Genomic DNA, 25,632 nt, shown 5'->3' on the forward strand with positions numbered 1-25,632 from the left:
GGCTGGACTACTCGCCGTCGGCTTCTTCTTCGACGAACGACGCCTCGATAGCCGCGACCGTCTCCCGAAGTTCGTCGTCGCCCAAGAGGTCCGCGTACTCGTCGCTCACGAGGTCGGGGAGCGCGTACTCGTATTTCCCGCGGCCGGCGTGCCGGATGAATCCCGCCCGACGAAGCGACCGATTTCGCCCGTAAGCGAGGTGCTGGTCGCCGGTCTCGCCCGCGGCGACGTGGGCCGCCAACGGGTCGGAGACGCCGCGCTCGCGGTAGTGCGCGAGCATCCCGTGGTGGGCGTCGCCCAACGCGTCGATGATGGCCGTCATGCGGTCGACGACATCGCGGCGGCTCTCCGCGCCCGGCGCGGGATGGAGTTCGGCCGGTTGGAAGTCGCCCATCTCGGCGTCCGCCAGCCACGACTCGTCGCCGGCCGACGGGGCCGCCTCGCTCGCCGCGCCCGCGCCGCTCGGACCGCCCGTGCCGTCGGCCGCCGCCTCGTCGCGCTCGGAGAGCAGTCCGTGGGTCGGCCACGGCGGCCCGGAAGGGGCTTCGAGCGGCTGTCGGGGTGGCGCGTCCGCGTCTGCGGCCCCGTCGTCGCCGGCGTCGGCGTCGGTCGCGGCGTCGGCAGCCGCGTCCGCCACGTCGCCGTCGGCACTTCCGCCGTACTCGCCGAGGGCGGCCTGCTTGTCGGCGGGGCGGTTGAGGTTGCGGCCGCCGCCGCCGCGGTAGGGCGCTTCGGCCTTCTGGAACATCGCCTGCGCGAACTGGTCGGCCATCCGCGAGAGGTCCCGCGCCTCCTCTAACTCCCGTTCGAGCTGTCGAATCCGCGCGTCCTTCGTGTCGATTTCCTGTCTGAGGTCTGCGATGCGGCTCTCCTGTCTCGCCTTCTCGTCGGAAATCTCCTTGAGGTCCGACACGAGGTCGCCGTCGACGGACTTCAGGTCGGGGCGCTCGAAGTCGTCGAGGCCGGGGGTCGCGCCCGCGTCGAACGTCTCTTTCTTGTGGAACTGCACGCGCCGAATCGACTCGGACCAGTCGGTGACGAGGAAGCCCTCGCCGTTGCCCATGTCCTCGATGGCGTCGGCGTACTCCGAGCCGAGGATGCGCCCGACGACTTTGGTGTCGTTGCGCCACGTGAGGCGGTGCCAGACGAGCCAGTCGCACTGGGTGATGAAGTCCTTTTTCACGTCGGCGGGGCGCTGGGAGATGCCGACGACGCCGAGGCCGTGTTTGCGGCCGCGCTTTCCGATTTTGATGAGCATCTTGCCCGCCTCGTCCATCCCGCCCTTCTCGGGGATGTACTCGTGGCACTCCTCGATGAGCATCAAAAACGGTTTCTTGAGCTTCTTTTCCTTCGCGAAGAGGTGTTTTGCGACCTCCGTCACCAGTTCGTCGGAGGCCGCGTCGTCGAGGTAGCCGGACACGTCGAGGATGATGGGCACGTTCTGTTCGAGCGCGAGCGTGGCGAGTCGCTCGGCGTGTTCGGGACTCACCTGGATATCGCACTCGTCGTCGGCCCCGGCGTGGAGCAGTTCGAACTCCTGTTTGAGGCCGTAGTACTCGCCGTCGGTGTCGACGATGAGCACCGGGAAGTTCGCCGACAGCAGGTTCTCGATGATGACCGACGCCGTGTTCGACTTGCCCGACCCCGACTTGCCCGTGACGAAGCCCCGGCCGGTGAGGATGTCGACCACCGGCAGGTCGACCGTCGTCCCCGGCTCTTCGGTTCCCTCTCCCCCTGGACCGTCGCTGATCTCGGCGACCGAGATGGTTTCCGTGTCCGAATCCGTCATCCGGTTTGGTGGACTCCCTCGGACGCCATAGTTCCTCCCCCTCGCCCCGTCGGTCCCGCGGAGTCAGTCGAACTCGACGAGCGACGACTGGCCGCCCCGCGAGGGGGCCTCGCCGCCGGTGTTCGGGGGCTCGTCGTCACCGTCGTCACCGGCGGTCGCTTCGGGCTCGTCGCTCACGCGCTCGTCGCCGTCGCCGCCCGTCTCGCCCGCCTCCGCGGACTCCCAGCCGTCGAGGCTCGACTGGTCGGCGTCCGCGAAGGAGAGCTTCGAGACGCGGACGCCGAGCTTTCTGACGGTCGTCTCCGCGAACTCGGCGTCGAGCAGGTCGAGCGCGACCGACTCGACGAGTTCGGGGTCGTCGACGGGCCCGGAAAGCGACGTGGCTCGCGTGTTGATGTCGAACGGCGGGACGACCACCTTGATGCCGATGGTCCGGTACATCGCCCCGCGAGAGCGCGCGCGGTCGGCCACGTCGGCCGCGAGGGCGCGGACGACCTCCCGTTTGTCTTCGATGTCGTCCGTCGGGTCGATGAACGCCGACTCCCGCGAGAGGCTCTTGGGCCGGCCCGTCGGCGTGACCGTCCGGTCGTCGTAGCCGCGCGCCCGCTCGTGGAGTTCGCGGCCGCGGGAGCCGAACTCGGCCTCGAGGGCCGCGGCGTCGGCGTCGGCGAGGTCGCCCGCCGTCTCGATACCGAGCGACCCGAGCTTTCGGGCCGTCACGGGCCCGACGCCGTGGACTTCCTCGACCGAGATGGGCGCGAGAAACGACCGCACCTCGCCGGGGCGGACGACGACCAGCCCGTCGGGTTTGTCGAAGTCGGAGGCGATTTTCGCGGTCGACATGTTCGGCGCGACGCCGATGGAGGCCGCGACGCCGACCTCGCGGGCGATGCGCTGTTTCACGTAGCGGGCGAAGCCCTCCGCCAGCGTCCGGTCGCCCGAGGCCGCGAGGTCCCACGCGGTCCGGTCGGTCACGTCGAGGTAGGCCTCGTCGATGCTCACCTCGCGGACCACGTCGGCGCAGTCGTGGAGAATCGCCTTCACGTCGGCGGCGACGCTCTTGTAGAATTCGAGGTCGACGGTGCGGTAGTGGCCCGCCGCCGCGGGGTCGTCGTCGGGCCCGAGGTCGTCGATGCGCGGGAGGCGTTCGAGCGCCGTCGAAATCGGCTGGGCGCTCTCGACGCCGAACTCGCGGGCCTCGTAGCTCGCGGTGGCGACCGCGCCGTGGCCCTCGCCGGGCTCGTAGCCCATGCCGACGACCACCGGCTCGCCTTCGAGTTCGGGTTCGCGCAGGCGCTCGCAGGCGGCGTAAAAGCAGTCCATGTCGACGTGAAGGACGATGCTGTCGGGACCGTCGTCGTCGGCCGTGCCCGGCAGCGTCTCCTCCGCCATGGTCGAGTGGACGGGCGCGACGCACCTGAAGCTTCAGATAGCGCGGCGAACGTAACGCGGGAGGGAACGGACGCGGCGAGTCGGTCGCGGTCGTCGGCTTCTCGGCCGAGCCGGGCGCGTTACTTCAGTCGCTCTTGGAGGAACGAGGGGTGTGCGGCCGTGACGCCGTCGATAGACAGAATCTCGTCGGAGATGACGTCGCCGAGGGAGTCGCCGTCGACGGCGCGGACCTCGGCCATCAGCATATGGTCGCCGGAAGAGGTGTAGAGCGCCTCCACCGAGTCGAGTTCCTTGAGGATGCGCGTGACCTCGACGTAGCGCTCGCTGGTCGCGTCGATGCCGACCATGGCGATGGACTGTCCGGCGAGTTTCTTCGGGTCGATGTCGGCGGAGTAGCCGATGATGACGCCGTCGTCTTCGAGTTTGCGGATGTACTTCCGAACCGTCGGCTTCGACACGTCCGCCCGGTCTGCAATCTGGGCGTACGACGCTTTCGCGTCTTCCTCCAAGACCGCGAGGATGCGTCCCTCCGTGGACGTGGTTTCCATGCCCGTTGGTTTTCCTACGGGAGAAAAATATCTTGCGAATCCGAAAAGGGTTCTCGGTCACATCGAACCGGCGTGGCTATCGGCCGAAAACCGAGCGCCGAGACGGCGTCGGCGGCGTTACTTGTGCTTGTCGAGGAAGTTGTCGAACGTCCGCTCCCACTCGTAGGAGTCGTCGAAGTAGCGCTCCGCGAGCGGCTCTTCGGGCATCTCGCCGATGCGCTGTTTCTCCTGCTGGTAGGACGGGCGGTCTTCGTCGACGTAGTACCGGCCGGTGAGGACGGTGCCCTCGTGGAGGGCGTTTTCCGTCTCGAACATCATCTCGGAGGCCTCCGAGCGGTTCGTGTTGTCGAACTCGTAGTCGTCGGAGTCGTTGATGTCGATGTACGGGACGTACTGACGGGCGTCCTTGTTCCACGTCGGACACTGCGTGAGGAAGTCGACGTGGGAGAAGCCGTCGTGCTGGATGGCTTCCACGATGATGTCCTTCGCCTGGTTCGGGTTGACGGCCGCGGTCCGCGCGACGTACGACGCCCCGGCGTTCAGGGACATCGAGAGCGGGCGCAGCGGCGTCTTGGCCGAGCCGTGGGGCTGGGTCTTCGACTTGTGACCCATCGGCGACGTGGGCGAGGTCTGGCCCTTCGTGAGGCCGAAGATCTCGTTGTTGAACACGATGTAGGTGATGTCGTGGTTCTCACGGGCGGTGTGCATGAAGTGGTTGCCACCGATGCCGTAGCCGTCACCGTCGCCGCCGGCGGCGACCACGGTCAGACCGGGGTTCGCCAGCTTGGCGGCGCGGGCGATGGGAAGCGAGCGGCCGTGGATGGTGTGGAAGCCGTAGCTGTTGAAGTAGCTGTTGAGCTTGCCGGAACAGCCGATACCGGTCGTCACCATCATCTCGTCGGGCGAGAGGCCGAGTTCGGCCGCCGCGCCTTTGAGCGCCTTGAGGACACCGAAGTCACCACAGCCCGGACACCACGTCGGCTGGGGTTCGAGTCCGGGGGTGAACTCGTTTTGATCCTGCTCCGTTTCTTCACCGATTGCGCTGAATGCACTCATGATTTATTCACCCACCTTGGGGACGAACTTCGTGCGGTTGTCTGGGAGCTCCTCGCCTTCGAGGAGCGCCGTCTCGAAGCCCTCGACGATGTCGGCGGGCTCGAACGGGTTGCCGTTGTACTTGAGGAGACTCGACATCTGGTCGCCGTAGCCGCCGAGTTCCTTGGAGATGAGTCCGCGGAACTGGGCGGAGGCGGTCATCTCGACGACGAGCGCTTCGTCGACGCTGTCGAGGAACTCCGCGACCTGCTGTTTCGGGAACGGCATCATCTCGGAGACGCCGAGGACCTTGACCGAGTGGCCCTTCTCGTTGAGGATGTCGGCGGCCTCTTCGACGGTGCCCTGCTGGCTGCCGAAGGTGATGAGGCCGAGGTCGGCGTCCTCGTCGCCGTGGACCGTGTTGAACTCGCCGTCTGCGTCGAGTTCGGCACGGATGTTGTCGACCTTCTGCATGCGGCGGTTCATCTGCGCGACGCGGTTCTCGGGGGACTCCGAGATGTGACCCGCGGGCATGTGCTCGTTACCCGTTGCGAGGTAGCGACCGCCCTTCTGGCCCGGCAGCGAACGCGGCGAGACGCCGTTTTCGGTGTCGTGCTGGAAGCGCTGGTACTTGCCGGAGTCGTCGTGCGGCGCGTCTTCGAGTTCCGCTTCCGTCAGGACCGAGCCGAGGTCGGCGTTCGGCTCCTCGTCGAAGACCGACGCCGGGACGTTCGAGAGCTCGCCGCCGAGCTTCTGGTCGTAAAGGACGATGGACGGAATCTGGTACTCGTAGGCGATCTGGAACGCCTTGCGCGTCTGGTAGTACGCCTCGGCGGCGTTCCCGGGCGCGAAGACGATGCGGTGGGAGTCGCCCTGCGAGGTGTACAGAACGTGTTCGAGGTCGGACTGCTCGGGCTTCGTCGGCATCCCCGTCGAGGGGCCGGCGCGCATGGCCTCGACGAGCACGAGCGGCGTCTCGGTGATTTCCGCGAGACCGAGCGGCTCGGACATGAGCGAGAAGCCGCCACCGGACGACCCGGACATCGCCTTGACGCCCGCGTGAGAGGCACCGATTGCCAGCGCGGCCGCGGCGATTTCGTCCTCCACCTGCTCGGAGATGCCGCCGAGTTCGGGGAGGTTCTGGGTCATGATGGTGAAGACTTCCGTCCACGGGGTCATCGGGTAGCCCGCGATGAAGCGGCAGCCTTCGTCGATGGCACCGTACGCGATGGCGTCGGAGCCGGAGAGAAGCACCTGCTCTTCGTCGTGTTCGCCGGTCGGCGCGGACACGTCGGGAGCCTCGACGTCGTACTCCTCTTGGACCATCTCGTAGGCGTCGTCGAAGACGGTCAGGTTGGGTTCGAGAATCTTGTCGGGCATCGCGTCCGACATCAGGCTCTTGATGACGTCGGGTTCGATGCCGGCGATGGCGCACGTGACGGCGACGCCGGCGGTGTTGCGCATGACCTCGCGACCGTGCTCGCGGGCGATGGTGCGCAGGTCGATGTCGTAGACGTGCCAGTCGTTCTCTTCGACGCGCTCGTCGAAGTCCTCGATTTCGGAGGCGTCGAGCAGGCCGGAGTCGTAGACGATGACGCCGCCTTCGTCGAGTTCGTCGAGGTTCTCCGACAGCGGCTTGATCTCCTCGTTGCCGTAGTAGGCACCCTCGCTCGGGTTGCGGGCGAAGGAGTCACCGAGCGCGAGGAGGAAGTTGTACCCGTCGCCGCGGGACTTGACGGGGTCGGCGCTGACGCGCACTTCCGTGTACGTGTGGCCACCGCGGATGCGCGACGGATAGTGTCGATGCGTGAAAACGTGTAGCCCCGCTCGCATCAGGGCTTTGGCGAAGTTCTGGCTCGTCGAGGCGATACCGTCACCGGAACCCCCTGCGATACGCCAGATAAGTTCGTGGTCAGTCATATGTTGAGCTCACGGCCCCGCTGGGGCGCTACCTGAAAAGTTGGGGAGGGTCCGATTAAAGACTTTGCTATGGATTAACAAGTAAAGATAATGAAGGTCTTAATATTGTTAAACTGACTCACTCTCCCACCGTCGAAAGTGGACGAACGGACTGTCACGCCCGCGGAATAGAGTGAACGATAACTCGGAATCGGGTTCGCTACTCGTTGTCGGGACTCGACGGGTGGTACGGGGTGTCGTACTCGCCGGCCCCCCCGTCGAGGCGGTCGGGGTTGATGCGTCCGCCGAGGAGCATGAAGTCGAGGACGGTCACGTAGAGCATCGCCTCGACGACGGGGACGCCGCGGGGCGGGAGCACGGGGTCGTGCCGGCCGACGACCTGAATCTCCTTTTCCTCGCCGGTCTCCCAGTCGACGGTCCGCTGTTTCTTCGGGATGGACGTGGGCGCGTGGAGCGTCAGTTCGCCGTACACAGGCTCGCCGGTGGTGATGCCGCCCTGGATGCCGCCGTGGTTGTTGCCGACGGGTCGGGGGTCGCCCTCTTCATCAAATTCCCAGTTCTCGTTGCGGTCGTGGCCGGTCCACTCGCGGGCCTCGCGGCCGAGGCCGAACTCGAACGCCGTCGCCGCCGGCACCGACATGAGCGCCTGTCCGAGTCGCGCGGAGAAGGAGTCGAACCGGGGCGCGCCGAGGCCGCGCGGGACGCCCTGCGCCTCGAAGTAAATCGAGCCGCCGATGGAGTCGCCTTCCTTCTGGTACTCCTCGATGAGCTCCTGCATCTCCGCCGCCGTCTCGGGGTGCGCGCAGCGAACGTCGTTTTCCTCCGTGTGCTCGCACAGGTCGTCGAAGGAGACCTCCGGCGCTTCCACGTCGCCAATCTGATTCACGTGCGCCTTGATTTCGATGTCGTGGTCGCTCTGCTCGATGACCTGCTTGGCCACCGCGCCGGCGGCGACCCAGTTCACCGTCTCGCGCGCCGAGGAGCGCCCGCCGCCGCCCCAGTTGCGCGTGCCGAACTTCGCCGAGTACGTGAAGTCGCCGTGGGAGGGCCGCGGCGCGGTCACGTACGGCTCGTACTTGCCCGAGCGGGCGTCCTTGTTCTGGACGACCATCCCGATGGGCGTGCCCGTCGTGTAGCCGTCCTGCACGCCGGAGTTGACGACGACGGCGTCCGGTTCGCCGCGGCTCGTCGTAATCATCGACTGGCCGGGTTTCCGCCGGTCCAGTTCCGCCTGGACGTCTTCGACCGACAGCTCCACGCCGGCGGGACAGCCGGATATCGTGACGCCCATCGCGTCGCCGTGGCTCTCGCCGTAGGTGGTCATCCGAAAGAGACGACCGAATTCGTTGCCGTTCATTACCCGCCCCTCGGGTGGCCGCCCATTTAGTGTTTGTAGAAAGGTGCAATCGTGGGCGGGGGTTCGGCGCCCCCACGTTCATGCTCGACGCGGACGAACCGAGCGTATGGATTCACCGCCCTCCACCGACCCCGCCGCCTCCGCTCTCGACTCCGACCCCGCCGCCGCGTCTCCTTCCGCTTCCGGCCTCCGCGACCGCTTCGAAGCGGCGTTCTGGGAGCGCCACGCCAACCCGTGGAGCGCCGGCACGCGCATCCTCGTCTACCCGGTGTTGATGTACGCCGTCTACCGCCGGGACCGCCGGCTCTTTCTCGCCGCCCTCGCGTTCACCGCGGTCAACCCGGTGTTGTTCCCGCGCCCCGCGCGCACCGACAACTACCTCAGCAGAATCGTCCTCGCAGAGCGCGCGTGGCTCGACGCCGGGCGGGGGACGATGGGCCTCGACTACCCGAACGTGCTCAACGTGCTCAACGTCCCGGTCACGCTCTACGCCGTCGTCTCGGCCATACGGCGCAGGCCGGTCGGCACGCTCCTCGGCACGCTCGGCGTGATGGTCCTCAAACTCTGGTGGGTCGACGCCGTCGTGAAGGAGACGGGCGTGACGGGCCGCGGCCCCGACGCCGACTCAGCGGAGTGAATCGAGCGTCGCCGTGGCGAACGGAATCAGCATCTCGTCGGGGTGGAGGTCGCCGTGCATGGCGACGAAGTCGAGTTTGCCCCCGTCCTCGTCGCCGTACCAGACGCCGAGGTCGCGGTGGACGACCACGCGCGACACGCCGTCGTAGCCGTCGGTCGCTTCGGCGGGGAGTCGCGGCCCGGCGTCCGCGCCGAGCAGGTCTGCGACGGTCCCCGGAATCCGCGAGAAACACCAGTCGTCGTAGGCCGGCAGAAGGTACTCGCCGTCCGACCGTCGCTCGCGGAGCGCCTGCGCGTCGGCGTCGAACATACCACCGTCGGCGTGCGTGCGGGCGAAAAAAGTTCCGTCCGTGCGGGTCGCTGTGGGGTCGCGCCTTCAGTGCTCGGTCATCTCGGCTCCGAGGTCGCGCATCGCCTCGAAGAAGTTCGGGAACGACACGTCGACGTGTTCGCTGCCCGCAATCGTCGTCTCGCCGTCCGCGACGAGGCCGGCGACGGCCAGCGACATGACGATGCGGTGGTCGCCGCGGCCGTCGACCGCCGCGCCGACGAGGTCGGTCTCGCCGCCGTGAATCGTGAGGCGGTCCCGCTGTTCGGTGACGTTCGCGCCCATCTCAGCGAGTTCCTCCGCCATCGCGCTCACGCGGTCGGTCTCCTTGAACCGGACGTGCTCGCAGTTCTCGATGACCGTGTCGCCGTCGGCGATAGCGCCGAGGACCGCGATGGTCGGCAGCAGGTCGGGCGTGTCGCCCACGTCCACGGTCGTCCCCGTGAGGTCGGCCGCGGAGACCACCAGTTCGCCGGCGTCCTCGTCCCAGTCGACCGTCGCGCCCATGTCGCGGACGATGTCGACGATGGCGCTGTCGCCCTGCGCGGACGGCCGCGCGCCCTCGATGACAACGTCTTCGCCCTCCGCGCCGGCGACCGCGCCGGCCGCGAGCAGATAGGAGAGAGACGAGAAGTCGCCGGGGACGCTGTACGCGCCGCCCTCGGGGGCGTACGACTGGCCGCCGGGGACCGAAAAGCCGGCGTCGGTCCGGGTCACTTCCACGCCGAAGTCGGCGAGGAGTTCGAGCGTGATATCGACGTACGGCGAGGATTTGAGTTCCGTCGTGAGTTCCACGTCGATGCCCTCCTCGGTGACCGCGCCGGCCATGAGGAGCGCCGTGATGAACTGCGAGGACACGTCGCCGGGAATCTCGACCGTGCCGCCGGTCATGCCGTCGCCGACGACGAGCGGGGCCTGCCCGTTGCGGCGCGTGCTCTCGGCGCGGCCGTCGAGGTCGAAGACGGCGTCGAGAAGCGGGCCGTGGGGCCGCGACCGGAGCGACGCGTCGCCCGTGAGGACCGTCAGGCCCTCTCCGAGGGCGGCACAGCCGGTGACGAGGCGCATCGTCGTCCCCGAGTTCTCGCAGTTGACCACGTCGTCGGGCGTGCCCGGGCGGCCGCCGAAGCCGGCGACCTCGACCGTCTGGCCGTCGCGGTCGACCGACCCGCCGAACGCCTCGACCGCGCGCATGGTCGCCTTGGTGTCGGCGCTGACGAGCGCGTCGCGGACGACCGCCTCGTCGCTGTAACCCGCGGCGAGGACGGCTCTGTGGGTGTAACTCTTCGACGGCGGCGCTCGGGTGCGTCCGGCGACCCGAGACGGGGTGACGTGCGCGTCCATACGCGAGGGGTCGGCAGGGTCCGGTATCAGGGTACCGGACGCGGCGACGTTCTCCCGGACGGCGACGGCGACGCGGTCGCTCGATTTCGTGTCTGCCAACAAACATATATCGCGGGAGAGCGTATCGTACGTCCGGTAGAACCTCACCGTCGAAGCGGACCGTTGCGCCGGCGAGCCACGCGACGCTCGCATGGCGGTCGCGGCGAGTTCCGGCGGTCAATCCGCGGCGCGTCTCTCGCCCGAAGAGGCGTGTCGCGGTGCCGATACCGGAACCCGCCGACCGCGACGCGAGAGTTTTACTACCGGCCGGGCGAACCCCGGCGTATGGAACCCGATTTCTCACCGCTGGCCGAGTTCCTCGGCGACGAGTTCGACGGCTATCTCATCTCGGCCGACGGCAGCGACTCCAACCAGCTGTATCTCTCCGGGTTCGACGCGCCGGACCCGTACGTGACGCTCTACACGCCCGCGGGAATCCACCTCCTCGTCTCGACGCTGGAGTTCGGCCGCGCGAAAAAGGAGAGCCGCGCCGACACCGTCTCTCGACTCTCGGACTACGACTACCGCGACAACCACGCCGAACACGGCGCGGTCGTCGGGAAGGCCAAGACGGTCACGGCGTTCCTCGCTGACCACGGGGTCGACTCGCTCGCGGTCCCCGCGGACTTCCCGCTCGGCACCGCCGACGCCCTGCGCGAGGAGGGCGTCGCGGTCGACGCCGAGACCGACGACGTGCTCACGAACATCCGCGCGGTGAAAGCCGACGAGGAAGTCGAACGTATCCACGCCGCACAGGACGCCAACGAGGCCGCGATGCGCGCCGCCGAGGGCCTCATCCGCGACGCCGACGTGGCCGACGACGGCACGCTCACCTACGAGGGCGAACCGCTGACGAGCGAGCGCGTCAGAGAGGAAATCGAGGTGACGCTCCTGCGCCACGGCTGCGCCCTCGACGAGACCATCGTCGCCTGTGGAGCCGACGCCGCCGACCCGCACGACCGCGGGAGCGGCCCGCTCCGAGCCGACGAGGCCGTCATCATCGACATCTTCCCGCGCGACAAGGAGACGAAGTACAACGGCGACATGACCCGGACGTTCGTGAAAGGCGAGCCGTCGCCCGAGATACGCGAGTGGTTCGACCTCACCGAGGAGGCGTTCGAGGCCGCCCTCGACGCCGTCGAACCCGGCGCGACCGGCAAAGACGTCCACGACGCCGTCTGCGACGTGTACGAGGCGGCCGGCGAGAGCACGCTCCGCGCCGACCCCTCGGCGGAGACCGGCTTCATCCACAGCACCGGCCACGGCGTCGGCCTCGACGTGCACGAACTCCCGTCGCTGAGTCCGAGCGGCGAGGAGCTTCGGCCCGGTCACGTCATCACCATCGAGCCGGGGCTGTACGACCCCGAAATCGGCGGCGTCAGAATCGAGGACCTCGTGGTCGTCACCGAGGACGGCTACGAGAACCTGACGGAGTACCCGGTCGAACTCGTCGTCGAGTAGCCGGCGCGACGGACGCGAAACCGGCGTGAAAACTTAGCTGTCGAGGGCGTTGTCGCCGGTCGGGCTGCCGGCGGGCGACGCGTCGGTCCACCCGGAGTTGGCCTCGCGCCACTGTTTCAAGAGGTCCTCCAGCGCGTCGCCCGTCTCGGGCGTGAGCACGCCGGCGGCCTGTCGGACGACCGTCCCGTCTTCGATGAGAAGCGCGTAGATGTTGCCCTCCCCGAGCAGTCCGAGGCGGCGCTGGAGCGCGGTCTTGTCCACTCGCGCGATGAGCGCGTTGTCGTGGGTTCGGCTCCGGGCCGCCTCCGGAGACATCCCGCCGCCGGACATCGGCGGCATCATCCCGCTTCGCCCGCCGAGGACGAGCAGTTCGTAGTACTCGAAATGCCCGTACGTCTCGCACAACTCCTTTGCGAACCCGCGCCACGACCCGACCAACGACTGCTGGCGGCGGTCGAAGCTGATGAGCACGAGCGTCTGTTCACCCTCTAGGTCGTCCGGGAGGACGACCTTCTGACCGCTCGTGTCGCGTGTCGGGAGGCGAGGGAACTCCATGCGCTATGCGATTCCCCACCGGTAGTTAAGTCTAATTGCCGATTCGGTAGAATATCGCGTCGGAGAGACCGGGTTCACAGCGCCGACGCATGAACTCATCGCACAGTATTTCGAGTTCATCGAACATAAACGTCCGCCTCCGAGTCTCAGCGCCGATAACCGGGGTCAGCGCTCGTAGTCCGGGTCGAACAGCCGGGCCGACATCGGTCCGGGCTCGCTCCCCTCGACGACGGCGTACGACGAGAAGTCGTCGACGCCCGCTTCGGACAGCAGTTCCTCGTCGTAGAACGCGTTGCCGGTGCAGTCGGTCGGGTCGCGCGAGAACAGTTCGGCGACGGCGTCGCACATAATCTGCGGGGTGCGCCAGTCCTCGGGCGTGCCCATCCCGAAGTGTCGCGTCGCCTCGGACTCGATGGCCGCGACCGGCCACAGCGCGTTCACGCCGACGTCGTCGGCGTCGAGTTCGCCCGCGAGCGACTGCGCGATGAACGTCATGCCGTACTTCGAGAGCGCGTAGGCCACCTTCCCCGGGGCGGGCCGGGCGGGCATCGGCGGCGAGAACGTGACGACGTGGGCGTGGTCGCTCTCGCGGAGGTGCGGGAGCGCGGCGTGCGTCGTCGCGTACGCCCCGCGGGCGTTCACGTCCATGAGGAGGTCGAACCGCTTCGGCGGCGTGTCCTCGAAGCCGGCCATGTGAATCGCGCCCGCGTTGTTGACGACGAAGTCGATGCCGCCGAAGGCGTCGACCGTCTCGTCGATGGCGGTCCGCACGGAAGCATCGTCGCGCACGTCGAGTTGGCACCAGATGGAACTGCCGCCGCGCTCGCGTATCTCCTCCGTCGTCTCGACGATGGTCCCGGGGAGGTCCTCGCGCCCGTCGACGGTCTTGCCCGTCGAGACGACGTTCGCGCCCCGGTCGGCCAGGTCGAGCGCGATGGCCTTCCCGATGCCGCGACTGGTTCCCGTGATGAAGGCCGTCCGACCCTCGAAATCAACATCATCGAATGCCATAGTTTCCTATCGGCCATCGACCACTTGACGGTTCGCACACCGGGAGTCGGTTGAACGCGGTTTGCGGGTCGGGCGCGGGTGAGCGTCTCGTCGGGAGTTCCGCGCAGAGGTCGCTCAGTCCGACGTCGAGGATCCACGGAGACCGTCCAGCGGGAGATTCCCTTCGCCGCTGGCGCGCACGGTCTTGCCACCGAGTCCCGGACGCGACGCCTGCACGGTGAACTGACAGTACAGCGTCTTCGGGAGCGACTCGGTCGTCGGGGCGAACACGGCCGGGACGAGAATCGTCCCCTGCATCTTCACGTCTCGGAGTTCGATGACGGTCCGCTTAGTGGTGCTCTCGCGGTCGTAATACGTCGAAAACCCGTCCCCTTCTCCTTGTCCCGGCGGCTCGACGCGCGCCGCGTAACTGGTCGCCTGCTCGTACGACGACGGCGGTTCGAACCGAAAGCGGAACCAGTCGAGACGGTATCCCTCGTAGGGTTCGTCGGCCGCGAGTCCGCCGACGGTCGAGTTGAACTGGAGCGACAGCGTCGGGAAGCGGCCTTCGAGGCGGTCGACCCGTCTCGCATCCACGGCCGCGTACCCGATGCCGTCTTCGTCGCCCTCGCGTCGCGGGTACCGCCAGAGGATTTCGGGAGACCCCAAACCGCTTCCGTCCCGTACCGTTGTCTCAGCATGGGCTCGTTCGGGGCCGAGTCCGGGCACTCGCCCGCTACAACCGGCGATGCCGACGACGGCCGCTGACCCGAGTCCGGCGAGGACGCGTCTTCGAGTCCGGCGGTCGGCGTTGGTGTCTGAATTGGGGGAGGGCATCGTCGTTCGTTAGCGTCCAGTCTGTCAGCGAAATAACTGGTGGTTCGGACGCCTCCGGCCGACCCCGGTCTCGCCACACCCGCCGCCACCGATTCCCTTTTGCCCGCCGCACCTCCACACCCGTACCGATGGACGTGCTCATCGTCGGCGCGGGCGCAATGGGACGCTGGTTCGGCCGCACCGTCGACGCCGACCTCGCGTTCGCCGACGCGGACCCCGAGAGCGCGGTCGCCGCAGCGGACGCGCTGGGCGGGCGGGCGGTCCCGCTGGACGGCGACGAGCGGTTCGACGTGGTCTGTCTCGCGGTCCCGATGCGCCTCGCGGCCGACGCCGTCGCCGGCAACGCCCACCGCGCGGACGCCGCGATGTGCGACGTGACCGGCGCGATGGAACCCCCGGTGGCGGCGATGCGCGACCACCTCCCCGACCGCGAGCGCCTCAGCCTCCACCCGCTTTTCGCCCCGCACAACGCCCCCGGCAACGTCGCCGCCGTCGCCGACGAACCGGGCGCGTACACAGACGCCCTGCTCTCCGACCTCGACGCGGCCGGCAACCGCGTCTTCGAGACGACGCCCGAGGAACACGACGCGGCGATGGAGACGGTGCAGGCGGCCGCCCACGCGGCCGTCCTCTCGTTCGGCCTCGCCGCCGACGACGTGTGCGAGGAGTTCGCCACGCCGATTTCGGCCGCGCTCGACGAGCTCGTCGCCTCGGTGGCCGGCGGCACCCCGCGCGTGTACGCGGACATCCAGTCCTTGTTCGGCGAGGGGACCGACCGCGTCGCCGACGCGGCCCGCGAACTCGCGGCGGCCGACGACGAGGCGTTCGACGACCTCTACCGGCGCGTCTCCCGCGGCGACTCCGGTGTGGCCGCTGGAGCCGACCGCGTCGCCGACGAGCGCAGTCGCGACCGCGACCAGACCGACAAGCACGACCCTGTCGAGTGACGAGTGAAGGGAGACGCCGACGCCGACGCCCCGCGGCGGGCCGACAGCTCCCGCGCGGGCGACGGCGACTCGCTCCACAGCCCACCGATGATAGACAGAGACGCCGTCCGCGACAACGCGAAGTACCTCAGAAACGTCCGCCCCGTCGACCCCGACGAGATAGCCGACTACATCGAGGGCGCGCCCCACCCCGCCGTGGTGAAACAGACGCTCCGCGAGGAGGCCCACGACCTCGGCCTGTTCGAGCGCGAGGACGGCACGTTCGTCCCCGCGAACGCCGACCCCGCGCCGGTTCGGAACTGGTCGCCCGCGGCCTTCCCCGACGACTACTCCTTTGCCCTCGAAGACCTGCTCATCGGGCGCTACGGCGCGAACTGGCACGTCGGTGAGTCGGGCGACCGCCTCCGGGAGCGCGTCCGCCAACTGAAAGAGGACTACTACCGGGGCACCCCCGTCGAGTACGACGAGGACGCCGCGCTCGGCTACGCGATATACCACCTCCCGGACTACTACGCGGCCGTCGGCTACGTCCTCTCCGACCTCGCGGAGCGGAGCCTACTCCCGCGAAACCCCCGCGTGCTCGACGTGGGTGCCGGAACCGGCGGCCCCGCGCTCGGCCTCCACGACTACCTCCCCGACGATTCGGTCGTGGACTACCACGCGGTCGAACCGAGCGCCTCCGCGGACGTGCTCGACCGGATGCTCGGCGAGACGCGCCGGAACTTCCGGACGACCGTCCACCGCGAGACCGCCGAGGCGTTCGCCCCCGACGGCGAGTACGATCTCGTCCTGTTCGCCAGCGTCCTGAGCGAACTCGACGACCCCGCCGCGGTCGTCCGCAAGTACCTCGACGCGCTCGCCGCCGACGGCGCAGTCGTCGCCATCGCGCCGGCCGACCGGAACACGAGCATCGGCCTCCGCGAGGTCGAACGCGAGGTCGCGCCGGCCGACGGCGACGTGACGGTGTACTCGCCGGCGCTCCGCCTCTGGGACGGCTACGCGCCCTCGGACCGCGGCTGGTCGTTCGACGTGCAGCCCGACCTCGACGTGCCGGGGTTCCAGCGCCGCCTCGACGAGGGGCGCGCGGGCGACGAGGACGAGGGCACCTTCGTCAACGTGGACGTGCAGTACTCGTACAGCGTCCTCCGCACCGACGGCGAGCGCCGCCTCGACGTGCGCGGCAACCCCGCGCGGTTCGCCAAGATGGCCGAGATGGAACGCCACGTGACGAACCGCATCGACCTGCTGGCGGTCAAACTGAGCCACGACCTCTCGGAGGGGAACAACCAGGTGTTCAAAATCGGCGACGGGAGCGAGGCGGTCGACCACTACGCCGTCCGCACGCGCGACACCGTGCTGAACGCCGACGTGGCCGACGCCGACTACGGCGACGTGCTCGTCTTCGAGAACGTCCTCTCGCTCTGGAACGACGACGAGGGGGCGTACAACCTCGTCGTCGACGACGAGACGCTCGTCGACCGCGTCGCCTGAGCGGCCCGCGTCGGCGAGGGGTCGGCCGGGCGGGTCGTGTCCGACGGGTGGCTTTTTGCGCGCTCCGTCCCCAGACGGACCATGAGCGAACCCAGCATCCTCCTCACCAACGACGACGGCATCGAGAGCGTGGGCTTCCGCGCGCTCTACGACGCCCTCTCGGAGTTCGCCGACGTGACCGCGGTCGCGCCCGCGACGGACCAGAGCGCGGTCGGCCGGAAGATGTCCACCGACGCGGTCGTCGCCGAGCACGAACTCGGCTACGCGCTGGAGGGGACGCCCGCCGACTGCACGGTCGCCGGGTTGGAGGCGCTGTGTCCCGACGTGGACATGGTCGTCTCCGGCATCAACAAGGGAGCCAACATCGGCGCGTACGTCCTCGGCCGGTCGGGGACCGTCAGCGCCGCCGTCGAGGCCGCGTTCTTCGACGTGCCCGCCATCGCCCTCTCGCTGTACGTCCCCGCCGGCGGCGACCTGCCGTGGCACGAGAAGGCGACCGACCCACGGGACTTCCGCGAGGCGACCAACGCCGCGTCGTACCTCGTCAAACACGCCGAACCCGCCGGCGTCTTCGAGCAGTGCGACTACCTCAACGTCAACGCGCCCGTGTCCGGTCCCGACGGGGGACCCGCGGACATGCAGGTGACGGTTCCCTCGGAGCTGTACGACATGACCGCGGAGTTCGAAAACGGCACCGTGAAGCTCCACGACTGCGTCTGGGAGCGGATGGAAACCGGCGATATTCCGGACCCCGACGGCACCGACCGCCGGGCCGTCGTCGAGGGTCGCGTGTCGGTCTCGCCGCTGACCGCGCCGCACACGACCCACCGACACGAGGCGCTGGACGCGCTCGCCGAGACGTATCTGGAGTGAGCGAAGCGGGAAGCGGGCAACAAAACGTATAGCCGAGGGGCCTGAAGCGCCGACGAGACCGATGACTCCGGTTCTTCAGGCCGCGGGTGCCGGTCGGGAATCGTCACCGGCTTCCTCGTCGCTATCGCGGTGCTGTTCAGCCTCCCGCTCGTCATCCTCCTCCTCGGTCGGCTGTTCGAGCGGTTCTTCTGAGGCCGCGACCCCGGGTCCCGACAGACGGAGCGACCCGCTAGCGGTGATTCGCGGACACCCTCGCACGCGACGGCCCAGCAGTCATCGCAATCTTTTCACGAGTGAGTTATGTCTCAAATGACATGGACCGCGACGAACTCAACGACTATCTGAAACAGCGGCCGCTCTTGGGAGGTCTCTGGCTCGTCGCGATGCTCGGTGTGGGCATGGTGCTGTGGCTGAAACTGCTCCGACCGGCGCAGTCGGTCCTCGACATCGTCTCGAACACCGGCTACCAGTTCGTCTTTCTCGTGACGGCCGGGCTCTGTTACGTGACCTACGTCGGCTTCTCCCGGGCGGTGAACTGACGTTATTCCGACGCCGCCCGCCGACTGTCGACCAGCAGTTTGTACGCGAGGCCGACGACGCCGGCGAACACCGCGAACGCCCCGGCGAGCGAAGCGACGATTCCGAGCGCGAACATCAGTCCGAACCCGTAGCCCGCGAGGGCGAACGTGCCGATAGTCAGCAACACCCAACCGCCGACGATGACGGCGAACAGCGCGATGGCGTCGTCTTCGGTCGCGTAGCGGAGGGCGTCACGGGCGGAGACGCGTGACATGTCGAACGCGTCGCCGGGGGCGAACGTGGTCCTTTCGGTCGACCGACACCAAAGATTGAATCCCGGGCCGGCCGACGGACGCGTATGTCCGAAGCAGACGCCGTCGAGCGCGTGGACGAACCCGGAACCGTGGATTCGCTCGCCGCGGACCTCCGCGCGCTCGGCGTCGCGGCCGGCGACACCCTCCTCGTCCACTCGTCGCTCAGTTCGCTCGGCTGGGTCGCCGGCGGCCCGCAGGCGGTCGTAGACGCCCTCCAGACGGTGCTGACCGACGACGGGACGCTGGTCATGCCGACCCACACCGGCCAGTACACCGACCCGTCGGTGTGGGAGAACCCGCCGGTCCCCGACGACTGGGTCGAAGTCATCGGCGAGTCGATGCCGCCGTTCCGCCCCGACGTGACGCCGACCCGCGGGATGGGCGCGGTGCCCGAGTGCTTCCGCAACTACCCCGGCGTCGTCCGCAGCGAGCATCCGACGGTCTCCTTCGCGGCGTGGGGCGCGGCCGCCGAGGAACTCGTCGGTGGCCACGAACTCGATTACGGCCTCGGCGACGGGTCGCCGTTGGCGCGGGTGTACGACCGCGGCGGCGACGTGCTCTTACTCGGCGTCGGCCACGGGAACAACACGTCGCTCCACCTCGCCGAGCACCGCGCGGACTTCGAAAAGACGCGGACGAGAGAGCGCGCGCCGCTGCTCCGAGACGGCGAGCGCGTCGTCGTCGAGTACGACGACATCGAGGTCGAGACCGACGACTTCGAAGCGGTCGGCGAGGCGTTCGAGACGACCGTCGGCGCGACCGAGGGGTCGGTCGCGGCCGCGACGGCGACGCTCTTCGACCAGCCCGCGCTGGTCGATTTCGCCGAAGACTGGTTCGAGTCGAACCGCTGAAAGTGGGGTGTCGCGGCCGACTCGGTCGGCTCACAAAAACAACACGGCAGGCGACGCGCGCCCTCAGGCGAGCGTCGCGGTCAGCGTGAGTTCCGGCCCGGCGAGCGCCTTCGACACCGGGCAGTTTTCCTTTGCGCGCTGGGCGAGGTCGTCGAACGTCTCCTCGTCGATGCCGGGCACGTCGGCGTCGAGCGTCAGGTCGATGCGCGAGATTTCGAAGCCGCCGCCGTCGGCCGGGTCGAGATGCACGTCGGCCGCGGTGTGGAGGCTCGTCGGCGCGTAGCCCTCGCCTTCGAGGAACGCGGTCAACTGCATCGAGAAACAGCCGGAGTGGGCCGCGCCGATGAGCTCCTCGGGGTTCGACCCGAGTTCGTCTTCGAACCGCGTCGGGAACGTGAACGTCCCCTCGACGGTCCCGCTCTCGGTCGAGAACTCGCCGCTTCCGTCTTTGCCGCCGGTCCACGTGGTCTCCGCCTTGTGCGTGGGCATGACACGCACACTACGGTCGCAAGCGATATGGAGATAGCGGCGGCGAAGCGTTCGAGGGGACCGAACCGGCGGGATGCGGAGGTGCCGGGTGGCCCGTCACAGGCCGCTCCAGAGCGCCGCGACGCCGAACCCGACGATGACGACGCCCGCGAGTTGGTTCACCCGGCGGAGGACCGCCGGGGTGACTCGCTCCCGGACGCGGTCGACGGCGGCGCTCAGGACGAACCACCAGAGCGCCGACCCGGCGAAGACGCCCGCGACGAGGACCGCCGCCGCGAGGTAGTCGCCCGAGACGCCGACGCCCAAGCCGGCGAAGATGCCGACGAACGCCAGTATCGTCACCGGGTTCGTCAGCGTCAGGAGGAACGTCGACCCGAAGTCGGCCGCGAGCGTCCGGGCGTTCGAGTCGGGCGACACGACGGCCGACTGCTCGGTCGTCGGTGCCGACTCGACGGACGCCGGGTCGCCCCGAATCGACCGGATGCCGATGTACAGGAGAATCGCCCCACCAGCGAGCGCGATTGCGTTGCGGTGGCCGAGCAGCACCGACGAGAGCGCGGCGAGGCCGAACCCCGCGATGGCCCCGTAGACCGCGTCCGCGGACGCCGCTCCGAGTCCGCTGACGAAGCCGGAGCGCCGGCCCTTAGAAAGCGTTCGCTGGATGCACAGGACGCCGATTGGACCGACCGGCGCGGCTATCGAGACGCCGAGAACGAGTCCGCGGACGAAGATTCCGATTGTGGCGGTTAATAGACATCACCTTCGTGACCGCTCCGATGCGTCGCCGGGTGATAGCTCTATCGCCGGGGCCGAACGGACCGCCGTCGCAATCGACGTTGGGGCCGGGTGGTCGGACCCGCTCAGAACAGTCCCGTGATGAAGCCGAGGCCCATCAGGACCAACACGGCCGCGGAGAACGCCGGGAGATACGGCGTGTACTTCTCGACTTCGTCTTCGTACTGCTCGTAGCCCGCAATCAGCAGCATCGTCAGCCCGACGATGCCGACGACGACGGTGACGGCGTAGGCGCTCATCAGTTCGAGACAGTAGTTCGACCCGGCGCAGAGCGCGATAATCTCGAACTCCTCCTCGTGGGCGAAGCCGAGGACGAACGCGAACCACGCGATACCGAGGAGACCGCGGTCCGCGGCGTCGTCGAGGTCGCCGTGCGAGTGGGAGTGTCCGCCGACGAAGGGGACGAAACGCTTCAAGCGGGCAAACAGCCCGTTGCCGTCGTGGTCGCGTGAGTGGCTCTGGTCGCCGTCGTGCGAGTGTTCGTGGCCGTGGTCATGGCCCTCGCCGTGGTCGCGCGAGTGGCCGTGGTCATCGCCGTGGCTGTGGCCCCCGTGGTCGTCGTCGTCGTGCCCGTGCGTGCCGTGAGAATGCCCGTGGGTGTACTCTCGGATACCGAGTACGATGAGCAAGACGCCGGCGACGAGACTGACCGGGCCGCCGATTTGGACGCCGCCGAGTACCGTAATCGGCTCGTTGACCTGCGTGAGGTCGAAGTACGCCTTCGCGTAGAAGAACACGCCCACCATCGCGATACTGCTGACGAGGTGGCCGACCCCGAGGATGAAACTCGCCGCGAACCCGTACACCCACTTGTTCGCTTGGTCGAGCGCGTACGACGCGGCGACGGGCCAGCCGTGACCCGGTTCGACGCCGTGGACGGCTCCGAGGAGTACCGCGCCGGCGACGAGGCCGAGCAGTTCGTTCGTGGCCATGTGCTACCGTATCCGTGGCAAACAACGGGTATAGGGGTTGTTAATACCGAATCGCGGGTATCGTCATAACGAGCACTCTTGTAGCTGTACGCGTCAGTTGGAGGTAATGCGGACGAGTTTCAACGTCCCCGACGAACTGGTCGCTGAGTTCGACCGGGCGTGGCGCGACGAGGGCATCGAAAACCGGTCGCGGGCGGTTCGAGAGGCCATGCGTGAGTTCGTCGAGTCCCACGCCCGACTCGAAGACGTCTCCGGCGAGGTCGTCGCGCTCGTCGGCTTCGACTACCGCCACCACGACGTGATTCGCGAGCTTCACGGGACGCAACACGAGTTTCAGGACGTCATCCTCAACACGAGTCACACCCATCAGGGCGAGTGGTGTCTCGAATCGCTGTTCTGCCGCGGCCCCGCGGCGCGCGTCCGCGCGCTGACCTATCGGCTTCGGGACTTCGACGCGGTCCGGCGGGTGAAGGTGATGGTCATCCGCGAGTGACGCGACGGCGGGTCTCCGAATGGGATTAGTCGAACTTCGAACGCCGCGTGCTGTCCGTGTCGAGATGGGTCAGGTTGGCCCGGGCGACGACGCCACCGACGGCGGCGAACGCGACGACGGTCCCAAAAGGAGCGCCAAACCGACCTCCTGCCACGGCGTCAGCATCCCCGGAGCGGTGGTGTTAATTCCGACGTGAACGCCGTAGATACGACGACACGACCAAAGTATTCGACCGTGTTGCGTGGCGCGGAGTGCATCCCGCGAAGACAGCAGTAAGTCCGGCTGAGGATGACGTTCAGTTCGAAGACTCGGACTCGACGAGTCGCTTCATCCGTTCGAGGTCCGCGTCGGTTCCTCGCTTGTGTCGTTCCCAGGACTCGTCGTCAATCCCCTCCCAACGAGTCGCCAAGTGAACGAGTTCGCAGGCGGTGTCGCCCACGTCGAACAAGCGCGAACGCGACCGTTCTACGGTTCCGTCCGCCTCGACGTCGAAGTCCGCGACCCCGAACTCGCGGTTCAGACTCGGGCGGATGACGAACTCGTCGCCGTCAGGCCCCGTGCCTCGGTACGTCGCGTCGTCTATCTGCTGTACGTCGGCCGTCCACGCGAGATACATCTCGGGGAAGGAACTGGGGTCGGAGATGCGCTCCCACACGGCATCGAAGTCCGCTTCGATAAAGACACTCGATACGTACGTCTCGGCTTCGTCGGGGAGGAACATAGGCGTGAGATGGGACGGGAGATTCGATGAGCGTTCTGGTGCGGTTTCGGTTCGCCGCGGTCCGATGGAGTCCGCCACGGCGAGTCGGTTATCTCATCGAGTTTGCCGAGAGTGCGGTCTCGTTCGTCGGTGAGACCGCGGCAAAGCCGTTCTGCGCTTCGGTGTGAGTTCCGGTTCGAGCGTGACGATGAGTTCACGAGTTTTCGAGTTAGCGATGAGTGCCGAAATGACGACGTTTGCATCGACGACCAACTTCATTCGTCAGAATTACTCAGACTCTTCTTCGACGCGCTTCCGTGCGCTCTCGTTGATTTTGGCGGCAATTTCGTCAACATCCGCATCAGAGAGTTCACTGTCGGCGGTCAGTTCGTCCATCAATTCGAGTTTCTCGATTTTGCTTCGGATGGCTTGCCGAGTGACCTCGCTCCAGTTGATTTCCGGGTGCTTCTCCATCTGCTCTTTGAGGGTGTCGTCTACGTTAACCGTGATAGTAGGCATACAGAAAACTGCGGGGACACAGAATACTGTGTCTTTCGGTGCCGCAACTTTCGTCTCTATTGCCGCGTCTTGCTGCCGTTGAGCCACCTGTCCATTATTTAGTGATGACGAACGAACATTTTGTAGGCCTTGAATCCACTCCTCATCTCGCCAATCATCTCGTTTCTCGTCGCTGGAATCGTCTTCGCCGATGCCAAACGTCGTGGACTTGCACGGCAAAGTCGAATGAGATGGACTGTTGCTGTTGGCTTCGGCAGCCTCAGTGGCTTCCTTTGCGCGTTCACGTTCGAGAACACACTCTCGCGTGTATTTCACCTTGTCCGGTACGCCAGTCGTCGTTCAGTCACCCTATGAACTGTTGACGCTTCTCTTCGGCGTTGGATTAGGAACCAGTGCGATGTCCGTTCTCGCATACGGGCTCGGAAGTCGTGTTGTCCTGTTCAAAAATAGGTCGTAACATCGATGCATTCTACCGATTCTGCCGCTGTTCGGCCTTGTTCATCTCGATGAGCAGTCTGAAAATCGCCTTCACGAGGTTCGAATCGACCTCGAAGTGGGCCGCGTTCTTCCCGGCGCGCTCCATCACGCGCTCTTCTTGGGACTCGTCGGTCGTCGGCAGGTCCTTCTCGGCTTTGACCTTCGCCACCGTGTCGGCGACGTAGGTTCGACGGGCGATGAGTTCGACGATGCCGCGGTCGATATCCTCTATCTCCTCGCGGAGTTCGTCGAGGGACATGTCCTGAAACGATTCTGCGGCGGCGTCTACGGTGTCGTCTGTCATTGGATTCGTGCTCCGTCGGTTCGGGTGGTCGTCAGTCGGGTCTCCCCCTCGCGGGCGTCCCACAGTTCCTTGACGCGTTCGAGGTCGGTTCGGTCGCCGACGGCGACGACGCTCGGGCCGGTCCCGGACAGCGAGACGCCGTCGGCGATGGGCATCGCCTCGACGGCGGGGTCGGTCGGGAAGTCGAGCGCGGCCGAGAAGGCGAGGCCGTTGACGGTCATCGCCTCGGCGTAGCGGCCTTCGAGCGCGAGGTCGGCCACGAGGTCGGCCATCGGGGCGACGTTCTCGCAGCGGCTCACGTCGGCGTCGGCGCTGTAAGCGCGCTCCGGGGGCGTCCACACGAGCACGTCCCAGTCGACCTCGTCGCGGGCGATGAGACCGTCTTCGGTGTTGTCGGTGACGACGACGCCCCCGACCATGGAGGCCGCGGCGTCGTCGAACGCCCCGGTGGCGGTGACGCCGACCTCGCGGGCGGCGCGGACGCCCATCCGGCAGGCGTCGAGGCGGGAGATATCGGCGTCCGGGCCGGGGCCGACCGAGCGACCGAGCGCCGAGAGCGTCGCCAACACCGTCGCGTTGGCGGCGGCGCTCGAACTCTTGAGGCCGGCGGCCATCGGCAGGTCGCTTTCGGTCTCGACGGTGCCGCCCTCGCCGTCACCGAACGCCTCGACGGCGAGTTCGACGCAGCGCTCGACGAGATGCGCGTCGGCGTCCGGGGCCTCCGCGATGCTGCCGCGGACCTCGCCGGAGTCGTCCAGTTCGACCGACGCGGTGGTCTCCGCGTCGATGGCGAACGCGGAGCCGGTCGCCGTCGCGAGGGCGTTCAAGACGGTGCCCGCCCCGAGGGCGGTGGCTCGGCCGTGCATACTTCGGGGAGGTCGGCACACCGTGTTATGTGTGGCGGTCCGTGCCGTTTTCGCCCGTAGGTTCGGGGACGCGGCGGCGGAAGCGACGCCCGGCGCGAGTCATCCCGAGACGCGACGCTTTTGCCGTCCCCGGAGCAACGGTGAGCCATGCGCGCCCGCAACGACATCGCCCCGAGCACGCTCGGCGTCGAGCTCCACGACTACGGCGTCGAAGTGGAGTACCTCGACAACCGAACCACAGTCTACCGGGGCGTCCCCCAGGCGGTCACGGGCACGCTCGCCACCGCCCCCGGCAAGGAGGTCCACGTCCTCGTCACCGACCCCACCGAGACGGAGGGCGTCATGATGTACGTCAACGACCTCACGAGCCACGACGAGGTGCTCGAATCGAGCGGCGTCGGCCGCGTCATCCTCGGTGAGGACGAAGAAGAAGAGCTGTTCCCCGGCGTCCTCGTCCGGCGGGTGCCCGGCCATCGATTCGAAATCGAGGCCGACCCCGAGGTCGCCCGCGGCCGCGTGTTCGTCTTCGTCGAGGACGACTGGGGCGAAGACTCCTACGAGTTCGTCGCCGAGTGATGCTCCGGAAGCGCTGGGAGCCGCTGGAAAAGCGGACCATCGGGAAGGCTCCGGAGGCCTACGGCTACTACGAACTCGGCGACGCCGACGGCGACCTCGTCGGCCGCGGCGTGGGCGTCCTCCGCGACGAACTGAAGGAGGCGCTCGCCTACGGCGACGCAGAGCGCGTCCGCTGGGAGCGCGCGACCTCGCTGGACCACGCCGAGCGACTCGCAGACGAACACGACCCGGCGTAGCTCTCGCGCTCGCCGCATAACC

The 25,632-nt window shown here is 67.6% G+C and carries 30 protein-coding genes and 1 pseudogene; 11 read left to right on the plus strand and 20 right to left on the minus strand.

The window, feature by feature from the left end:
* Positions 1-7: 7 nt before the first annotated feature.
* The 6 genes from DVK03_RS06535 to aroC all read right to left on the minus strand — a co-directional run bounded on the left by DVK03_RS06535 (position 8) and on the right by aroC (position 8,041).
* Positions 8-1,789: an ATP-binding protein gene (locus DVK03_RS06535; protein ID WP_115802505.1), complete on the minus strand. Its 1,782-nt coding sequence runs from the start codon at positions 1,787-1,789 to the stop codon at positions 8-10.
* A 63-nt stretch (positions 1,790-1,852) separates the two neighbouring features.
* The gene (gene dinB, locus DVK03_RS06540; protein WP_115802506.1) at positions 1,853-3,181 is read right to left on the minus strand and encodes a DNA polymerase IV; all 1,329 of its coding nucleotides are present in this window, start codon (positions 3,179-3,181) and stop codon (positions 1,853-1,855) included.
* Between the two features lie 119 nt (positions 3,182-3,300).
* The gene (lrpA1, locus tag DVK03_RS06545) at positions 3,301-3,729 is read right to left on the minus strand and encodes an HTH-type transcriptional regulator LrpA1 (RefSeq protein ID WP_004043634.1); all 429 of its coding nucleotides are present in this window, start codon (positions 3,727-3,729) and stop codon (positions 3,301-3,303) included.
* Between the two features lie 117 nt (positions 3,730-3,846).
* Complete coding sequence (locus tag DVK03_RS06550) at positions 3,847-4,785, minus strand: thiamine pyrophosphate-dependent enzyme (RefSeq protein ID WP_004043633.1); 939 nt, start codon at positions 4,783-4,785, stop codon at positions 3,847-3,849.
* A gap of 3 nt (positions 4,786-4,788) precedes the next feature.
* Entirely contained in the window at positions 4,789-6,684 is a 1,896-nt protein-coding gene (locus DVK03_RS06555; RefSeq protein ID WP_115802507.1) for a 2-oxoacid:acceptor oxidoreductase subunit alpha, read from the minus strand.
* A gap of 199 nt (positions 6,685-6,883) precedes the next feature.
* A complete protein-coding gene (aroC, locus tag DVK03_RS06560; protein WP_115802508.1) occupies positions 6,884-8,041 on the minus strand; it encodes a chorismate synthase in 1,158 nt (385 codons plus the stop codon).
* 106 nt (positions 8,042-8,147) lie between these two features.
* Between aroC and DVK03_RS06565 the strand changes: the two genes are divergently transcribed.
* Positions 8,148-8,678 (plus strand): DUF6653 family protein, encoded by a 531-nt coding sequence (locus tag DVK03_RS06565; RefSeq protein ID WP_006600346.1) that lies wholly within the window; start codon positions 8,148-8,150, stop codon positions 8,676-8,678.
* Here DVK03_RS06565 and DVK03_RS06570 read toward each other — a convergent pair.
* Both DVK03_RS06570 and aroA read right to left on the minus strand, forming a co-directional pair.
* Entirely contained in the window at positions 8,667-8,987 is a 321-nt protein-coding gene (locus tag DVK03_RS06570; protein ID WP_115802509.1) for a nucleotide pyrophosphatase, read from the minus strand. The two genes, DVK03_RS06565 and DVK03_RS06570, sit on opposite strands and share 12 nt — an antisense overlap.
* A gap of 66 nt (positions 8,988-9,053) precedes the next feature.
* A complete protein-coding gene (aroA, locus tag DVK03_RS06575) occupies positions 9,054-10,346 on the minus strand; it encodes a 3-phosphoshikimate 1-carboxyvinyltransferase (RefSeq protein WP_115802725.1) in 1,293 nt (430 codons plus the stop codon).
* A 324-nt stretch (positions 10,347-10,670) separates the two neighbouring features.
* On the opposite strand from aroA, the gene DVK03_RS06580 reads away from it, so the two are divergent.
* Positions 10,671-11,846, plus strand: a complete 1,176-nt coding sequence (locus tag DVK03_RS06580) for a Xaa-Pro peptidase family protein (protein WP_115802510.1) — start codon at positions 10,671-10,673, stop codon at positions 11,844-11,846.
* A 33-nt stretch (positions 11,847-11,879) separates the two neighbouring features.
* Here DVK03_RS06580 and DVK03_RS06585 read toward each other — a convergent pair whose 3' ends face one another.
* The 3 genes from DVK03_RS06585 to DVK03_RS06595 all read right to left on the minus strand — a co-directional run bounded on the left by DVK03_RS06585 (position 11,880) and on the right by DVK03_RS06595 (position 14,228).
* Complete coding sequence (locus tag DVK03_RS06585) at positions 11,880-12,401, minus strand: hypothetical protein (protein ID WP_004043626.1); 522 nt, start codon at positions 12,399-12,401, stop codon at positions 11,880-11,882.
* A gap of 165 nt (positions 12,402-12,566) precedes the next feature.
* Positions 12,567-13,412 carry an NAD(P)-dependent oxidoreductase gene (locus DVK03_RS06590; RefSeq protein WP_115802511.1) on the minus strand — a complete coding sequence of 282 codons (846 nt, stop codon included), beginning with the start codon at positions 13,410-13,412 and terminating at the stop codon, positions 12,567-12,569.
* A gap of 114 nt (positions 13,413-13,526) precedes the next feature.
* Complete coding sequence (locus DVK03_RS06595; protein WP_115802512.1) at positions 13,527-14,228, minus strand: hypothetical protein; 702 nt, start codon at positions 14,226-14,228, stop codon at positions 13,527-13,529.
* A 128-nt stretch (positions 14,229-14,356) separates the two neighbouring features.
* On the opposite strand from DVK03_RS06595, the gene DVK03_RS06600 reads away from it, so the two are divergent.
* From DVK03_RS06600 to DVK03_RS06615, 4 genes are all read left to right on the plus strand, one after another.
* Positions 14,357-15,175, plus strand: a complete 819-nt coding sequence (locus DVK03_RS06600) for a prephenate dehydrogenase/arogenate dehydrogenase family protein (RefSeq protein WP_115802513.1) — start codon at positions 14,357-14,359, stop codon at positions 15,173-15,175.
* Positions 15,176-15,262: 87 nt separating this feature from the next.
* A complete protein-coding gene (locus tag DVK03_RS06605) occupies positions 15,263-16,666 on the plus strand; it encodes a small ribosomal subunit Rsm22 family protein (protein ID WP_115802726.1) in 1,404 nt (467 codons plus the stop codon).
* Positions 16,667-16,747: 81 nt separating this feature from the next.
* Entirely contained in the window at positions 16,748-17,539 is a 792-nt protein-coding gene (gene surE, locus DVK03_RS06610; protein ID WP_115802514.1) for a 5'/3'-nucleotidase SurE, read from the plus strand.
* A gap of 314 nt (positions 17,540-17,853) precedes the next feature.
* Positions 17,854-18,078, plus strand: a complete 225-nt coding sequence (locus tag DVK03_RS06615) for a hypothetical protein (RefSeq protein WP_115802515.1) — start codon at positions 17,854-17,856, stop codon at positions 18,076-18,078.
* Positions 18,079-18,080: 2 nt separating this feature from the next.
* Here DVK03_RS06615 and DVK03_RS20020 read toward each other — a convergent pair whose 3' ends face one another.
* Positions 18,081-18,332, minus strand: a complete 252-nt coding sequence (locus DVK03_RS20020; RefSeq protein WP_188148285.1) for a hypothetical protein — start codon at positions 18,330-18,332, stop codon at positions 18,081-18,083.
* An 84-nt stretch (positions 18,333-18,416) separates the two neighbouring features.
* On the opposite strand from DVK03_RS20020, the gene DVK03_RS06625 reads away from it, so the two are divergent.
* Positions 18,417-19,223, plus strand: coding sequence for an aminoglycoside N(3)-acetyltransferase (locus tag DVK03_RS06625; RefSeq protein ID WP_115802516.1), 807 nt, complete (start codon positions 18,417-18,419; stop codon positions 19,221-19,223).
* A gap of 63 nt (positions 19,224-19,286) precedes the next feature.
* Here the strand turns inward: DVK03_RS06625 and DVK03_RS06630 are convergent, their stop codons facing one another.
* The 3 genes from DVK03_RS06630 to DVK03_RS06640 all read right to left on the minus strand — a co-directional run bounded on the left by DVK03_RS06630 (position 19,287) and on the right by DVK03_RS06640 (position 21,439).
* On the minus strand, positions 19,287-19,712 hold the full coding sequence (locus tag DVK03_RS06630) for an OsmC family protein (protein ID WP_004043618.1): 426 nt from the start codon (positions 19,710-19,712) through the stop codon (positions 19,287-19,289).
* A 96-nt stretch (positions 19,713-19,808) separates the two neighbouring features.
* Positions 19,809-20,450, minus strand: a complete 642-nt coding sequence (locus tag DVK03_RS06635) for a LysE family transporter (protein WP_186328121.1) — start codon at positions 20,448-20,450, stop codon at positions 19,809-19,811.
* 122 nt (positions 20,451-20,572) lie between these two features.
* Positions 20,573-21,439: a hypothetical protein gene (locus DVK03_RS06640; protein ID WP_115802517.1), complete on the minus strand. Its 867-nt coding sequence runs from the start codon at positions 21,437-21,439 to the stop codon at positions 20,573-20,575.
* A gap of 106 nt (positions 21,440-21,545) precedes the next feature.
* On the opposite strand from DVK03_RS06640, the gene DVK03_RS06645 reads away from it, so the two are divergent.
* Both DVK03_RS06645 and DVK03_RS20410 read left to right on the plus strand, forming a co-directional pair.
* Complete coding sequence (locus tag DVK03_RS06645) at positions 21,546-21,932, plus strand: CopG family ribbon-helix-helix protein (protein ID WP_115802518.1); 387 nt, start codon at positions 21,546-21,548, stop codon at positions 21,930-21,932.
* 64 nt (positions 21,933-21,996) lie between these two features.
* Entirely contained in the window at positions 21,997-22,128 is a 132-nt protein-coding gene (locus DVK03_RS20410; protein ID WP_255409742.1) for a hypothetical protein, read from the plus strand.
* A gap of 99 nt (positions 22,129-22,227) precedes the next feature.
* Here DVK03_RS20410 and DVK03_RS06650 read toward each other — a convergent pair whose 3' ends face one another.
* The 5 genes and pseudogenes from DVK03_RS06650 to DVK03_RS06670 form a co-directional block, all read right to left on the minus strand.
* Positions 22,228-22,653: a hypothetical protein gene (locus tag DVK03_RS06650; RefSeq protein WP_115802519.1), complete on the minus strand. Its 426-nt coding sequence runs from the start codon at positions 22,651-22,653 to the stop codon at positions 22,228-22,230.
* A gap of 165 nt (positions 22,654-22,818) precedes the next feature.
* Positions 22,819-22,911, minus strand: a pseudogene (locus tag DVK03_RS20480) (DNA-binding protein); the annotation flags it as partial.
* 9 nt (positions 22,912-22,920) lie between these two features.
* Complete coding sequence (locus tag DVK03_RS20505) at positions 22,921-23,151, minus strand: hypothetical protein (protein ID WP_006600339.1); 231 nt, start codon at positions 23,149-23,151, stop codon at positions 22,921-22,923.
* 469 nt (positions 23,152-23,620) lie between these two features.
* Positions 23,621-23,932, minus strand: coding sequence for a chorismate mutase (locus DVK03_RS06665; protein ID WP_004063556.1), 312 nt, complete (start codon positions 23,930-23,932; stop codon positions 23,621-23,623).
* Positions 23,929-24,798 carry a shikimate kinase gene (locus DVK03_RS06670; protein WP_115802520.1) on the minus strand — a complete coding sequence of 290 codons (870 nt, stop codon included), beginning with the start codon at positions 24,796-24,798 and terminating at the stop codon, positions 23,929-23,931. Before DVK03_RS06670 ends, DVK03_RS06665 begins: the two co-directional genes overlap by 4 nt.
* Positions 24,799-24,945: 147 nt before the next feature.
* Between DVK03_RS06670 and DVK03_RS06675 the strand changes: the two genes are divergently transcribed.
* Positions 24,946-25,374, plus strand: a complete 429-nt coding sequence (locus DVK03_RS06675) for a DUF5796 family protein (protein ID WP_004043614.1) — start codon at positions 24,946-24,948, stop codon at positions 25,372-25,374.
* Positions 25,374-25,610: a hypothetical protein gene (locus DVK03_RS06680; protein ID WP_004977213.1), complete on the plus strand. Its 237-nt coding sequence runs from the start codon at positions 25,374-25,376 to the stop codon at positions 25,608-25,610. The genes DVK03_RS06675 and DVK03_RS06680 overlap by 1 nt, the downstream gene beginning before the upstream one ends.
* Positions 25,611-25,632 lie beyond the last annotated feature (22 nt).

The organism is Haloferax sp. Atlit-109R (assembly GCF_003665865.1).
Lineage (GTDB): Archaea > Halobacteriota > Halobacteria > Halobacteriales > Haloferacaceae > Haloferax > Haloferax volcanii.

Coding starts and splice junctions, on each gene's coding strand:
- DVK03_RS06670 (WP_115802520.1), bottom strand. CDS start 24,798: ATGCACGGCCGAGCCACCGCCCTCGGGGCGGGCACCGTCTTGAACGCC.
- DVK03_RS06535 (WP_115802505.1), bottom strand. CDS start 1,789: ATGACGGATTCGGACACGGAAACCATCTCGGTCGCCGAGATCAGCGAC.
- DVK03_RS06590 (WP_115802511.1), bottom strand. CDS start 13,412: ATGGCATTCGATGATGTTGATTTCGAGGGTCGGACGGCCTTCATCACG.
- DVK03_RS06570 (WP_115802509.1), bottom strand. CDS start 8,987: ATGTTCGACGCCGACGCGCAGGCGCTCCGCGAGCGACGGTCGGACGGC.
- surE (WP_115802514.1), top strand. CDS start 16,748: ATGAGCGAACCCAGCATCCTCCTCACCAACGACGACGGCATCGAGAGC.
- DVK03_RS06650 (WP_115802519.1), bottom strand. CDS start 22,653: ATGTTCCTCCCCGACGAAGCCGAGACGTACGTATCGAGTGTCTTTATC.
- DVK03_RS06680 (WP_004977213.1), top strand. CDS start 25,374: ATGCTCCGGAAGCGCTGGGAGCCGCTGGAAAAGCGGACCATCGGGAAG.
- dinB (WP_115802506.1), bottom strand. CDS start 3,181: ATGGCGGAGGAGACGCTGCCGGGCACGGCCGACGACGACGGTCCCGAC.
- DVK03_RS20020 (WP_188148285.1), bottom strand. CDS start 18,332: ATGTCACGCGTCTCCGCCCGTGACGCCCTCCGCTACGCGACCGAAGAC.
- DVK03_RS06675 (WP_004043614.1), top strand. CDS start 24,946: ATGCGCGCCCGCAACGACATCGCCCCGAGCACGCTCGGCGTCGAGCTC.
- lrpA1 (WP_004043634.1), bottom strand. CDS start 3,729: ATGGAAACCACGTCCACGGAGGGACGCATCCTCGCGGTCTTGGAGGAA.
- DVK03_RS06580 (WP_115802510.1), top strand. CDS start 10,671: ATGGAACCCGATTTCTCACCGCTGGCCGAGTTCCTCGGCGACGAGTTC.
- DVK03_RS06645 (WP_115802518.1), top strand. CDS start 21,546: ATGCGGACGAGTTTCAACGTCCCCGACGAACTGGTCGCTGAGTTCGAC.
- DVK03_RS06550 (WP_004043633.1), bottom strand. CDS start 4,785: ATGAGTGCATTCAGCGCAATCGGTGAAGAAACGGAGCAGGATCAAAAC.
- DVK03_RS06665 (WP_004063556.1), bottom strand. CDS start 23,932: ATGACAGACGACACCGTAGACGCCGCCGCAGAATCGTTTCAGGACATG.
- DVK03_RS06600 (WP_115802513.1), top strand. CDS start 14,357: ATGGACGTGCTCATCGTCGGCGCGGGCGCAATGGGACGCTGGTTCGGC.
- DVK03_RS06605 (WP_115802726.1), top strand. CDS start 15,263: ATGATAGACAGAGACGCCGTCCGCGACAACGCGAAGTACCTCAGAAAC.
- DVK03_RS06555 (WP_115802507.1), bottom strand. CDS start 6,684: ATGACTGACCACGAACTTATCTGGCGTATCGCAGGGGGTTCCGGTGAC.
- aroA (WP_115802725.1), bottom strand. CDS start 10,346: ATGGACGCGCACGTCACCCCGTCTCGGGTCGCCGGACGCACCCGAGCG.
- DVK03_RS20505 (WP_006600339.1), bottom strand. CDS start 23,151: ATGCCTACTATCACGGTTAACGTAGACGACACCCTCAAAGAGCAGATG.
- DVK03_RS06640 (WP_115802517.1), bottom strand. CDS start 21,439: ATGGCCACGAACGAACTGCTCGGCCTCGTCGCCGGCGCGGTACTCCTC.
- DVK03_RS06565 (WP_006600346.1), top strand. CDS start 8,148: ATGGATTCACCGCCCTCCACCGACCCCGCCGCCTCCGCTCTCGACTCC.
- DVK03_RS20410 (WP_255409742.1), top strand. CDS start 21,997: ATGGGTCAGGTTGGCCCGGGCGACGACGCCACCGACGGCGGCGAACGC.
- DVK03_RS06595 (WP_115802512.1), bottom strand. CDS start 14,228: ATGCCCTCCCCCAATTCAGACACCAACGCCGACCGCCGGACTCGAAGA.
- DVK03_RS06625 (WP_115802516.1), top strand. CDS start 18,417: ATGTCCGAAGCAGACGCCGTCGAGCGCGTGGACGAACCCGGAACCGTG.
- aroC (WP_115802508.1), bottom strand. CDS start 8,041: ATGAACGGCAACGAATTCGGTCGTCTCTTTCGGATGACCACCTACGGC.
- DVK03_RS06630 (WP_004043618.1), bottom strand. CDS start 19,712: ATGCCCACGCACAAGGCGGAGACCACGTGGACCGGCGGCAAAGACGGA.
- DVK03_RS06615 (WP_115802515.1), top strand. CDS start 17,854: ATGGACCGCGACGAACTCAACGACTATCTGAAACAGCGGCCGCTCTTG.
- DVK03_RS06585 (WP_004043626.1), bottom strand. CDS start 12,401: ATGGAGTTCCCTCGCCTCCCGACACGCGACACGAGCGGTCAGAAGGTC.